Raw genomic sequence first — 12,242 nt, forward strand, 5'->3', positions numbered from 1 at the left:
AAATTTCATTGCAGGTTCTCCCCCTGCTCATTGGCATTATTTATTTTTGTTTCATTATATCCGCTAAAAGTTTCATGTAAAAACCTCCAACAACACTACGCGCCTTAAAGTTTTCACGGATCCCCGTAGTCGAATCATAAAAATCATTTAATGGGACACGGGATTCCGTTTGAATCGCATGATTATAGACTGGTTTCACCAAAGCTTCAAATGCTTCTTTTGATGGAGCAAATGATGCTGTCCAAAGAATCCAGTCATTTTTGGTGTACGCTTTGCGACTATCCAATGGTATGCCGAATCTATTTTGCTTGGTCAGGTAATACTTAATTTCCACATCATACACTTTTTGAGGAAACAGATTCAATCCCAACACTTTGTCCCAGATCAAATTATATTTTTGACTCCAGGTATTTTTATCATCAAATGTCAGCGCGTAATGGTCGCCCGCATCTGCCATTTCCATCCATTTCGGAACCATTTCCTCCGCAATTGCACGGTATTTTTTTGCGATTGCAGTTTCACCAATGGCCTCCGCTAGCTGCGCATAACAGGCAATGCCCACAATAGCTTTAACAGATAAATTGGCATTTCGTGCAAGATGACCAGCAAAATCGTCTGTACAGAGCTGCGTTTTAGGGTCAAAGCCATCTTTAACGAGATAATCTACCCAAGTTGTCAATGTTTTCCAATGCTTCCTTGCATAGTCCCCATTCCCTTGCACTTTCGCGATTGCCGCAGTTAAAATAATCATATTGCCCGATTCCTCCACAGGCATAGGTTCGCCATAGGTTTGACCATTGGCCAATGGATACGTACCCAAATCGTGAGCCGCCCAAGGATATGGATATTTACCGCTCTCGCTAAAATAAAATATTCCAGTTAGCATCCCTTTCAACAGCTCCGGATTATAGATCAAATACAATGGTGCTGAAGGATAAGTGACATCCACCGTATTGATAAAACCACCACTATTATTTTCTTTGGAAAGCCATAGTAGTTCATTTTGTGGACTTTTCACCAAGGTATGTGCTGCTATACTTTGGCGATAAGCTAGCACACTAAGATGTGCATATTCTTTTCCACCCGATTTTAGCGCATCCGCATAAACGGCTTTGTCGAATGCCACACACTTATCGAGCACATTACGATACTCATCTGCAGCCAAAGTCAGCTGATTTTCCATCGTTTCTTTGCCAGAATTGTTCCACCATGGTCGCAGGTTATTTTTGAAATACTGAATCGCATAAATTTCATCGTAGCCTACCTCAACAAAACGTTCCTCCGCTTTCGCGCCCACATTGCCAAATGGAATGACCGTGTTCAGCGCAAGTGAGGTACCCTTAACAGTTTTTGCAGCAGTCGTTGTTCCCTTTCTAAAGGCGTCGACGGCTCCGCCCCTCGGACTAATAAACTGTTGCGTATTATCCCGCTTTGGTGAAGCAACATAAAAATAACCCCAGTCTATCCGCATATCATCGGCACCTTTCTGCAAAATAGGCTGTTCGACCGTTCCCGCTTTTAGCACCGACAATTTTGCCGTTTCATATTTTTCGGCGGTTACTTCCTGTGAAGGCTTATACACCGCAATATTTGTGGATGCACTTAGAAAAACTTTAACAGCATGTTGCTTGCCATCGTTTGCTTTTACGTTATACGTGATATAGCTTACCGGTCGAGCCAATAAATTCAGATCATCCATAAGCAAAGGCGACGTAAAGCTTAGTTTCAGATCCACCTTACCAGCCTGAAAATTATAGACCGTACGCGTCGCTGTTATTTCCACATCTTTTTGCACGGCTTCTTGAATCCGTGGCCCACGCTCTTTAAGCCTGTCGACCAAACCAAAATCCAGGTAACGACCGCCAGCACTATTCTTCAAATGGATGGCAATATGATTTTGCCCAGCCTTCAAATTCGCCTTGTCAATCGGTAAATATTGAAAGCTGTTAGTCCAACCTACCTTTTCGTAAACCTTCTTCCCATTCAAAAATACTTCTATATTATCATCATGATTGAGTTTTAGAAACAGCTCATTGATGCCCTTGGGATCCGCTACGGAAAACTCACGTCTCACCCAGATATCGTCCGATTTCCAAAGCGTCTTTACCTGTTGCGCATCATCACCAATGGGTGCAAGTCCCGATTTCCACGTATTCGTCTTATAAGCGGAAGACTCCCAGCCGCCTTGAGGTTTTGATTCAGTATATTGTACCGTATACGATTTATCTTCCGAAGTCGGTAAAATAACCGCATAACTAGGCTCTTCTTTGCCAAGAAAACGATAAATATTACCATCAACATCAATTAAGCCCAACAGCGAATGATCAGCGTCTGTCCAGTGTTTCGTTGTCGACGCATGAAGCTGATCAGTCATGGACCATATACTAAAATTGGGGTTGTGCGTAATCAATGGATAAGCCGGAGCTTTGCGTTCTTGGGCTTGTCCATCTAAAACAGTAGAAGCACAGGCCAAAACAAAGCAGAGACCTATCTTCCCGAGTTTGTTCATTGCATGAATAGATTTTTGAAAAGGTTTAATCATATTTTTTGGATAAATTAGCTACATAGTTTTCCGCATTGAACTTATGCCCAATCGTTTTAACAAAGAAAGTTGGAATAATTTAAATTCAGCTGTCGCATCGTATCATTTTACCTTCAATTTATATCATATTTGACATGCTGCCATCTAATCAAGATAATTATTATCTTTGAGAACCCGTCCGATAGTTATGTGCAAAATGACCTAATAAACATCGGCATTCAATTTTACCAACAACACAATGAGAAGTATTTACGTTTATTTCTTAATGACCATATCTTGTCTTTTTTCAACGAGCACACAGGTTTATGCACAAGAAACAGATTCGGTCAATAAAAAAGAATTGGATCTGAGTTCCTTACTGAACGGAATTAGACAACAGCAAATTAATGATTCTCTTGAACGGGTAAAGCTTCAGCATGAAATTGCCGATCTTAAAAGTCAAAATAGTCCCAAAAAGGAAAATTTAAAACAGCAGCTGAATGAGTTTGACGAAGAAAATAACCTTCGAAAGCAGCAGCTGAAAGTTAAAGTAGACTCCATCAAAAAAAACACCAAAAGATATGCAGTCGCGCCATTTCAGGATACCCTCTTCTATATCTATAATAAACTTGGATCATCATTAGCCAAAGACCGAGCTTACAATGTGGTCAGCAGAATCCATAATCTATATGAAGACGATTTTGTGAAAGTAGACTCGTTTAAAATCGAAAACAACGAAATCAGTGCCGACATCGTTTATAAAGATCTCGTCATAACTTCCGTCACAGAACTCGATGCTCTTCTTGAAGGAAAAAGCAAAGAAGAGATTGCGGCAAACTACCTAAAAAAAATTCAGGATTCAATCACAACGGAACGTGCAGATAACAGCATTACAAAACTTCTTACCCGTATTGGGCTTGTATTTCTCATTCTCGTCGTTTTTTCAATATTGATTTTATTGATAAACAAATTGAAAAAATATGGTACACAACGTATATTAACGGAAAGAACACAACGGATCAAAGACGTTAAGATCAAAAATTACGTACTTGTCACTTCGGTACAAAAAACACGGATGTTTATTAATGCGATAAATATCTTACGCTGGGGCTTGATCGTCCTCATTGCCTTTATCATGCTGCCGATTGTCTTCAGTGTGTTTCCATTTACACAAAGCTGGGCATCCAATCTCATTGGACTTTTCACAAAGCCCCTGAAGACTGCAGTTTTGGCAATTTGGGATTATATTCCCAATCTGATTACCGTATTTGTCATACTCGTTGTCATGCGTTATGCCGTTCGATTCATAAAGTATATTTTTACCGAAATTGACAAAGGTAAATTAGAGGTTAATGGCTTTCATCGCGATTTTGCCATGCCTACCTTTACGATTGTTCGCTTTCTGCTCCAAGCCTTCATACTGGTACTCATATTCCCGTACCTACCTGGCGCAAATTCAGATATCTTTAAAGGAATATCCGTATTTATTGGTGTCCTATTCTCTTTAGGATCATCTTCTGCGATTTCCAATATCATAGCGGGACTTGTGATCACTTATATGCGTCCTTTCCGTATCGGAGACCGTATCACTATCGCCGACAAAACAGGCGTCGTTATCGAAAAATCACCACTGGTAACAAGACTTCGAACGATAAAAAATGAAGAAATTACTATCCCCAATTCCTCGGTACTTTCCGGAAATACCGTCAATTATTCTACCTTCTCAGAAGATGGAATCTGTTTTCAGGTGGAATTGACAGTCGGTTATGAAGAACCTTGGCAACGTATACACGAATTGCTCCTGAACATCCCACCCCGAATAAAAAGGGTCAACCTTAACCCCGCGCCATTTGTCTTACAAAAAAAATTAGACGACTTCTATGTCCTGTATGAACTGAATGTATACATCGCTAAATCTGGGGAAATTGAACTAGCAAAATCTGAAATTTTTCAATCGATCTTAGATGACTTTCTAGCCGCAGGAATTGAAATGAATGGTCCACACATATTTGCTAAAGTTGACCATGTACAACAATATAATCCAAAAATGCCCAACAGCTCGTACAATAACTGATCTGAAAGCACAATTTTTAGCTGATTACTGCAAAGAATATGTGATGCGTTTTGACCCGGTATGCATATCCTGTTGAATTCATCCATTGTTGTGAGCTTGTTAACTAAAGATGTAAAACATAGATTAGCTCTTCGGCTTCTACTCCGTCAGGCCAAACGACATCCCTGGATTGCGTGGACACCAGTCAGCCCGCGCAATAAATGAACACTGGACCAGCTACATTATTCAAATTGGACTAGCTCATTTGCACCCATTGGCCGTAATTTTGAATTAAATTAAGAAATAGCTATTTGCATGTATGTACCCAAACATTTCCAGTTCGAAGATTACACAGAAAAGGTTGCATTTATGCAACAATATAGTTTTGCGACCTTTGTATCGATTAAAGCGGGGATTCCAATAGCCACACAGCTCCCCTTCCACATCTGTACAGATAAAGATCAGCTGCTTTTAACATCACACTTCGCTCGCGCAAACGAACAAGCCAATTATATCGAAAATACGCCGTCATTGGTTATTTTCTCCGAACCACATGCTTATATCTCACCACAACACTATGACAAGGAAGAAAGTGTGCCAACTTGGGATTACATCGCTGTACATGCCTATGGCCTTGCATCCATCCTTACAGACGAAATAGCAAAAAGTAAAGCCCTAGAACAGATGATCCTGAGTTACGACGAAGCCTATTTAACACAATGGGAAAGCCTTTCCGATCGTTTTAAAAGTGGTATGATGCGAGGTATCGTCGCCTTCGAACTTGTCGTTACGGATTTACAGGGCCAAAAAAAATTAAGTCAAAATAAAAGTGAAACGGAAAGACAGCGTATCCGTGATTTTCTAAAAAATAGCGACAATGAGCTCGAAAGAAATATTGCCGCAGCAATGAAAAATGGATCAATAAGTAACGAAAAAAAATGAACACACACACTGACATAGAAATCACGCAGGTAAAACTAACAGATATTGACCTGCTGCAGCAAATAGGAAAAGCAACATTTATTCAGACCTTTTCAGACACGAACACCGAAGAAAATATGAAGACCTATCTGGCCGAAGGGTTTTCAAAGGAAAAATTATTGTCCGAGCTCTGCGATAACGAATCTGAATTTTACTTCGCTGTCTTGAAAAATGATGTTATTGGCTACCTAAAAGTAAATACCGGCCAGGCCCAGACCGAACAACAGTGCCCCCAGGCATTAGAAATTGAACGCATTTATGTATTACAGGAATTTCAGGGTAGAAAAGTGGGGCAGTTATTGTTTGAAAAAGCGCTAGCCTTAGCCCAAATAAAAGCAGCTTCATTTATCTGGCTTGGTGTTTGGGAAAAAAACTTGCGGGCAATCAATTTCTATCAGAAAAATGGTTTTGTCGCATTCGACCAGCATATTTTTCAACTGGGTGACGATAAACAAATAGATATCATGATGAAAAAAACAGTACAACCACATGCATGAGTTTATAGCAGAAAATATACAGGTCATACAACAACGTATAGACGAAGCCTGCAAAGCAAACCGTCGCGATCCCCGCGAGGTAAAATTATTGCTGGCCACTAAAACCGTACCTGCCGAACGTATCGAAATCGCACTACAAACTGGTCAAACCTTAATTGCTGAAAATAAAGTGCAGGAACTGAAAGACAAATTTGAGTATTTAAACGCTGTTCCCCATGTCAATCATTTTATTGGTCATCTTCAAACCAATAAGATCAAGGATCTGCTCAAATGCAACGTATCCTGCATCCATTCGATCGATCGTATAGATCTCGCCGAAAAATTGCATCAGCGACTTTTAAAAGAAGATAAAACCATGGAAGTGCTCATCCAGGTAAATACTTCCTTCGAAGAGAGCAAGTACGGCGCTGCGCCAGGGGAAGTGATCGGCATGGTTCAGCAAATAGCAACATTAAGCACACTAAAGATTAAAGGACTGATGACTATCGGTATATTGAGTGCCGAGGCCGAACAGGTACGAGCCTGTTTTCAATTGCTCAAACAAATTCAACAACAGCTTATAGCCCTAGCTATTCCCGATGTATCGATGCAAGAATTGTCGATGGGCATGAGCGGAGATTTAGAGATAGCGATAGCGGAAGGCGCTACGATTGTCAGGGTAGGCACGGCAATTTTTGGACAACGCCCAACACCAGATAGTTATTACTGGAATGAGAACCTATAACATAAAAACCAATGCAGATACATTTTATACAACACGAAGTCTTTGAAGCACCCGGAGCCTATTTAACCTGGGCGGAAAAACAGCAACATTCAGTTACTTTCTCCCATGTTTATCAACAGGATCCCCTTCCAAAAGAAATAGATTCCATCGATGTGTTGATCATTATGGGCGGACCTCAAAGCCCAGATTCATCCCCGTCAGAATACCCTTATTTTGACGCTAAGGCCGAAATTGCTTTCATCCGCCGATGTATTGATGCCGGCAAGGCGGTTGTTGGTATATGTCTGGGCGCGCAATTGATTGGCGAAGCGCTGTCGGCAACGTACAGACATAGTCCGCAAAAGGAAATTGGAGTTTTCCCCATCACGCTCACAGAGGAAGGAATAAACGACACCAAAATAGCACATTTTGGCAGCCCATTACCGGTCGGACATTGGCACAACGATATGCCTGGACTTACCCCGGAAAGTAAAATCTTAGCAAGCAGCGTCGGCTGCCCTCGACAAATTGTTCGCTATACAAATCTCGTCTACGGATTTCAATGCCATATGGAACTTACTGCTGAAGTCGTCCGGCTTTTGATAGCTGCAGAAGAAGATCTCTTTCTTCAAAGCCAATCGCTCCAATTTGTCCAATCACCGAACGAAATTCAGGCTTATGATTACAGCGAAATGAACAGTAAACTTCATACATTTTTAGATTTACTTGAATGTACATACACGAGAAGTTTAATAAATAAATGAAGGGTATCTGTCTAAACGGGAGCGTAAAAATTTACAGCAGTAATTCATTCATTGGATAAAAAATAGTAGATTTGGTGTAACACAAAAAAACTATTGATGAACCTAAGACGCAGTCAACTTTTAAAAATGGGCTATATAGCCCTTCTGGCAATTCTCCTACACGCCTGTGTTTCCCAAAAAGAAAACAAAAATCTGACTTGGTATCAACGTCAGGTTATCGAGCAGCTTGTCCCGGAAACTGATTCCAGTTATAGAGTTCAAATTGGTATTATGGCTGCTACCTTCTGGCTAGACAATCAGGATGGTCAACTCGCCAAAAAATTGAACCTCCTGCAACAGAGCTACACGCAACGAAATAAAGTCGATGTCGCTGTTCAGCAAGGTACCAACAAAATCATTCGCGTCACTAAATCAGAATAAAACAAGCTTATTCAAGGCAACACAAATGATTTTGGTACCCACCAATACTTCAATTATAGTTAATATCTTCCGCCTGTACACATCATCCACTACATGATATTCTTTTCTATCTTTTCAATACGGTCCTTACAGGCCACATTGTAAATTAAGCGATTTTATTCATTAATATAATTTGAGGCGCTTCCTGCAATTTTTCACCGGCAACTTTTCCGAATGCGACAATATAAGGTTGTTGATTATGCGCATCCAAGCCCGCCTGATCTTCCCAGATTTCATAAAATATAAACTGGTTTTCATCACTGTTTACCTGATGCAGATCGTACTGTATACAAGCTGCTTCCTTTCTACTTGCTTCGACCATTTCTAACAATAATGCCAATACTTCTTCCCGATGTGCGGGAACTGCCTTTAAAATTGCGGTTAAATATACCTTCATGTTATTGATTTTTATTTTGGTAATTTACTCTTTTCATCGCAATAACGCCATGGATAAAGCGATTTATCGATCAATAAATTTTTAGTTTAACGTAGTTTCCAAATGGAAGATCTCTTCCAAATATTGTTTATATTCCTTTTCGTAATTGTCGACACGTTCTTGAGACGCACCCTTCTCCATATCATGAAAATGGAAGCTTCCCAGATGTTCCAATCCTGCAAACTGATTCATCTTGTGAAAACCGAATAAAACACCGGCATCAACGGAATGCTGATCAAAAAACTCATTTTCCATTGTAAAGGCTGTATCAGGAGCATTCCAGCTCGAAGTCACCATGTATTTTTTACCATGCATCAAACCTCCGGTACCATAATTAATAGCCGGATTCTTACGTGAACGACCATCATTTTTATAGATACCGTTGTTGTGACCCGCCGTAAAAACCTCATCGATATAGAGCTTCAGACGGTTCGGAACCTGAAACCACCATACAGGAAAATGGTAAACGATAATGTCTGCCCATTTAAAATTTTCAACTTCAACCATTGGATCAAAATCATCGTTGATATTGGTTACCCTTGTTTCAAGTCCATTTTCAGCCAATGTTTCAACAGTCCAATTTGTTATTGTGGTATTGAAAGAACCACCCGAGTGTGCGAATTTCTGTCCGCCGTTGATAATAAATATTTTCATTTCTATAATTTTTCTTATTGATAACACAAATTTCTATCATATTTTTAAATCATACAAATAATTTAAATTGTATATTTGTATCATAAAAATAATAACCATGAAATGGAACTTAGAATGGCTTCGTACATTTAAGGCAATCTATGAAACCGGAACATTATCTGCAGCGGCACAGGAATTGTTTATTTCTCAACCTGGTGTCAGCCTACATCTGAATTCCCTGGAAGCCTTTACCGGGCACAAGCTTTTTGATCGATCTGCGCGAAGAATGGTGCCGACCGAAAAGGGGAAAATCTTGTACAACTATGTTATTGACCCACTTAAAAAACTAGAAACCGGTGAACAGCATTTTCACAAACGTGCATTGGACGAACGTGTCACAATCAGTATCGGAATGTGTTTTGAGACCTTTCAATACACATTGGAAGAACATATTGCACAACTCCCCTTTAATTTAATTATCAAATTTGGAGAATATCCTCAAATGCAGCAGGATCTTGATAATGGTTTATTGGATCTTATTATTACACCTCAAAAAGGAAACCAGCAGAATCTACAATACGAAGCTTTCTCAAAAGAGCGCATTGTCTTGATTGCAGGGTGTCAGACCGACACATCCACACTCGAGTCACTACTGAGCGACAATAAAATTAAGGAAGCAGCCCAGCTTCTAAAAAAACAATTGTGGTATAGCACGGCTGCCGATATGGATCATTTAAAAAACTATTGGTCAACACACTTTGGCGAACATCCGGACTTCAGTCCGAATTATATCGTTCCAAATATCAGTTCAATTATACGTTGCTTGAGCAACAATACTGGCTTTTCCATTGTTCCCGACTTCCTTTGTGCCGAAGCACTTGCATCCGGAAAAATAAAACTAATCTGGGAAGGGACTTCTCCCGTGGAGAATATACTTTACTTTGGAACGAGAAAGAAAACCATGTATCAGGAAGAAATCGGTCAATTGGAAACGCTGTTAAAAGAGAAATGGTAGATCACCGGGCAATTTCTTGCCGATAGCCCGATTTCCGCTACTGATGCAGCATTTTGCTTAAAAATTCGGGCGTAACGCCAATATATGCAGCAACTTGTTTCTGCGGAAGACAGTCGATCAATGTAGGATAACGTGTACAGAACTTTTCGTAACGTTCTTTGGCAGCTAGACGGAGATTCTCCATCGATCGACTTTGATAATAAACCAATGCATTTTCGGCAAGTATCCGAAAATAGACATTCAGTTTCGGAATCTCCTGATAGAGCCGATGCAGATCTACTTTGGAAATCATCCATACCTCAGATTCAAATACCGCATCAATGTATAGGTTGCCCGGTTTTCCCGTTACCAAACTATACATATCGCCGATCCACCAGCCTTCGGGAGCAAACTGTTGAATATACTGAAAGCCATTTTCATCCACGCAATAACTTCTTAGACAACCCGAAGCGACAAAAAGAGCATACCTGCTCAGATCGCCCTCCAACAGCAAATATTGTTTCTTCTTCACTTTTTTGGATTTCACAACAGCCAATAGGCGTACGATTTCATCTTCCGTGAGGTCGATCTCTTTCTGAATACTGTCCAACAATAGCTGTTTGTCCATAAATTAAAGCCTGATACACAACAAACATAGATAAATTGATGTTTGTATCCAAAAAAATAGACAAGCAGCGCCTTTTCTACGAAGGGAATACGCTTAGCTCTTCTAAAAGAAATACGTTTTGTTCTTCACCGAAAAGACGCATAGGATACTTATATATTTACGGATGGCCGTCCCGAAGCAATGGTATGCGCTTCCTTCAAGACCTCCGAATAAGTAGGATGTGCATAAGAAACCCTTGACATGCTATCGGCGGTGATTTCATATTCCAAGCCCAAAACACTTTGAGCGATCAGATCGGCCGCACGTGCTCCAATGATATGAACTCCCAATAATTCGCCATATTTTGGATCGGCCAACACCTTCACAAAACCTTGTGTATCCATCCCCGCGCGGGCGCGGGCATTTGCGGAAAATGGGAATTTCCCAATCGTATACGCTATACCCTTTGCTTTGAGCTCCTCTTCTGTTGCGCCAACAGAAGCCACTTCAGGCCAGGTATAAACCACGCTAGGGATCCGATCGTAATGTACCCTTGGTTTTTGGCCTTCCATATGTTCGACAACAAAGATTGCTTCTTCTTCAGCTTTATGAGCCAGCATAGCTCCGCCGATCACATCACCAATAGCATAGATGTGAGGAACGGCCGTCTGTAACTGCTCGTTGGTAACGATCATCCCTCTCGCATCCAATTGAACAGCTGTATTCTCCAAACCAAGCCCCGCTGTAAATGCTTTCCGTCCGACAGCGACCAAAATATAATCCGCCTGTAACTGCTGCTCGTTACCAGCTCGATCCCTAAAGAAAACGTTTGCCGCAGTGCCTACATTTTCTGTTTTGTAAACAGCCTGTTCAAGCAAAATTTTAATGCCATCATGCAGCAGTATCTTTTTCAAGGCATCCCCCAATTCATGATCCATATTGGCAAGGAGGCGATCGGCATATTCGATAATCGTGACCTCACAACCCAATCTATTGAATATGGATGCCATCTCTACCCCAATTACACCGCCGCCGATAATAACGATTTTATCTGGCTTCTCTTGCAAAGACAACGCCTCTGTTGAGCTTATGATACGTTTTTTATCTATGGTTACTCCCGGAACAGTCGCTGGTTTGGAACCAGTAGCGATGATAAATTTCTTTGCTCCAAGGGACAGCGGCTCCCCCGCTGATGTAGCAATCTCCACCGTTGAATTATTGACAAAAGAAGCCGTTCCATGGATCACCGTAACCTTATTCTTTTTCATCAGGAAATTCAGTCCCTGCGTATTTTGCAACACCACTTTATCTTTACGCGCATACAGTCGATCAAAGTCCACCGATAGTCCCGCTACCTGAATCCCGTGTGCAGCAAAATGATGCTGTGCTTCATGATAGTGATGTGTACTATCCAAAATTGCCTTTGTGGGAATACAGCCCACATTGGTACAGGTACCACCCAATGTATCATATTTTTCTACAAGTGCGGTTTTATACCCCAATTGGGCACTGCGAATCGCCGCAACATAGCCGCCTGGGCCAGACCCAATGACAACCAAATCATATTGTTCCATATACGAACTATTTTTAGTTA

General features: G+C 40.8%; 12 protein-coding genes. 7 read left to right on the forward strand and 5 right to left on the reverse strand.

Annotated elements, in window-relative coordinates; translation table 11 throughout:
- Nucleotides 1-40: 40 nt before the first annotated feature.
- On the reverse strand, nucleotides 41-2,509 hold the full coding sequence (locus M2419_RS05500; protein ID WP_153845278.1) for a glutaminase family protein: 2,469 nt from the start codon (nucleotides 2,507-2,509) through the stop codon (nucleotides 41-43).
- Nucleotides 2,510-2,780: 271 nt separating this feature from the next.
- On the opposite strand from M2419_RS05500, the gene M2419_RS05505 reads away from it, so the two are divergent.
- The 6 genes from M2419_RS05505 (at nucleotide 2,781) to M2419_RS05530 (ending at nucleotide 7,939) form a co-directional block, all read left to right on the forward strand.
- On the forward strand, nucleotides 2,781-4,595 hold the full coding sequence (locus M2419_RS05505; protein WP_259254449.1) for a mechanosensitive ion channel family protein: 1,815 nt from the start codon (nucleotides 2,781-2,783) through the stop codon (nucleotides 4,593-4,595).
- A gap of 294 nt (nucleotides 4,596-4,889) precedes the next feature.
- Nucleotides 4,890-5,516 carry an FMN-binding negative transcriptional regulator gene (locus M2419_RS05510; RefSeq protein WP_153845235.1) on the forward strand — a complete coding sequence of 209 codons (627 nt, stop codon included), beginning with the start codon at nucleotides 4,890-4,892 and terminating at the stop codon, nucleotides 5,514-5,516.
- Nucleotides 5,513-6,052, forward strand: coding sequence for a GNAT family N-acetyltransferase (locus tag M2419_RS05515; RefSeq protein WP_120336308.1), 540 nt, complete (start codon nucleotides 5,513-5,515; stop codon nucleotides 6,050-6,052). The genes M2419_RS05510 and M2419_RS05515 overlap by 4 nt, the downstream gene beginning before the upstream one ends.
- Complete coding sequence (locus tag M2419_RS05520) at nucleotides 6,045-6,776, forward strand: YggS family pyridoxal phosphate-dependent enzyme (protein WP_153845234.1); 732 nt, start codon at nucleotides 6,045-6,047, stop codon at nucleotides 6,774-6,776. Before M2419_RS05515 ends, M2419_RS05520 begins: the two co-directional genes overlap by 8 nt.
- 11 nt (nucleotides 6,777-6,787) lie before the next feature.
- The gene (locus M2419_RS05525; RefSeq protein ID WP_153845233.1) at nucleotides 6,788-7,519 is read left to right on the forward strand and encodes a type 1 glutamine amidotransferase; all 732 of its coding nucleotides are present in this window, start codon (nucleotides 6,788-6,790) and stop codon (nucleotides 7,517-7,519) included.
- A 96-nt stretch (nucleotides 7,520-7,615) separates the two neighbouring features.
- Complete coding sequence (locus M2419_RS05530; protein ID WP_153845232.1) at nucleotides 7,616-7,939, forward strand: hypothetical protein; 324 nt, start codon at nucleotides 7,616-7,618, stop codon at nucleotides 7,937-7,939.
- A gap of 145 nt (nucleotides 7,940-8,084) precedes the next feature.
- Here the strand turns inward: M2419_RS05530 and M2419_RS05535 are convergent, their stop codons facing one another.
- Entirely contained in the window at nucleotides 8,085-8,375 is a 291-nt protein-coding gene (locus tag M2419_RS05535; protein WP_075993834.1) for a putative quinol monooxygenase, read from the reverse strand.
- 81 nt (nucleotides 8,376-8,456) lie between these two features.
- Nucleotides 8,457-9,068, reverse strand: coding sequence for an NAD(P)H-dependent oxidoreductase (locus M2419_RS05540; protein WP_153845231.1), 612 nt, complete (start codon nucleotides 9,066-9,068; stop codon nucleotides 8,457-8,459).
- 97 nt (nucleotides 9,069-9,165) lie between these two features.
- On the opposite strand from M2419_RS05540, the gene M2419_RS05545 reads away from it, so the two are divergent.
- Nucleotides 9,166-10,062 carry a LysR family transcriptional regulator gene (locus M2419_RS05545; RefSeq protein ID WP_075993836.1) on the forward strand — a complete coding sequence of 299 codons (897 nt, stop codon included), beginning with the start codon at nucleotides 9,166-9,168 and terminating at the stop codon, nucleotides 10,060-10,062.
- Between the two features lie 37 nt (nucleotides 10,063-10,099).
- Here M2419_RS05545 and M2419_RS05550 read toward each other — a convergent pair whose 3' ends face one another.
- Both M2419_RS05550 and lpdA read right to left on the reverse strand, forming a co-directional pair.
- Complete coding sequence (locus M2419_RS05550; RefSeq protein WP_153845230.1) at nucleotides 10,100-10,669, reverse strand: Crp/Fnr family transcriptional regulator; 570 nt, start codon at nucleotides 10,667-10,669, stop codon at nucleotides 10,100-10,102.
- 149 nt (nucleotides 10,670-10,818) lie between these two features.
- Nucleotides 10,819-12,222 carry a dihydrolipoyl dehydrogenase gene (gene lpdA, locus M2419_RS05555; RefSeq protein WP_259254452.1) on the reverse strand — a complete coding sequence of 468 codons (1,404 nt, stop codon included), beginning with the start codon at nucleotides 12,220-12,222 and terminating at the stop codon, nucleotides 10,819-10,821.
- Nucleotides 12,223-12,242 lie beyond the last annotated feature (20 nt).

It is taken from the genome of Sphingobacterium sp. BIGb0116 (genome assembly GCF_024808035.1).
GTDB lineage: Bacteria > Bacteroidota > Bacteroidia > Sphingobacteriales > Sphingobacteriaceae > Sphingobacterium > Sphingobacterium paramultivorum.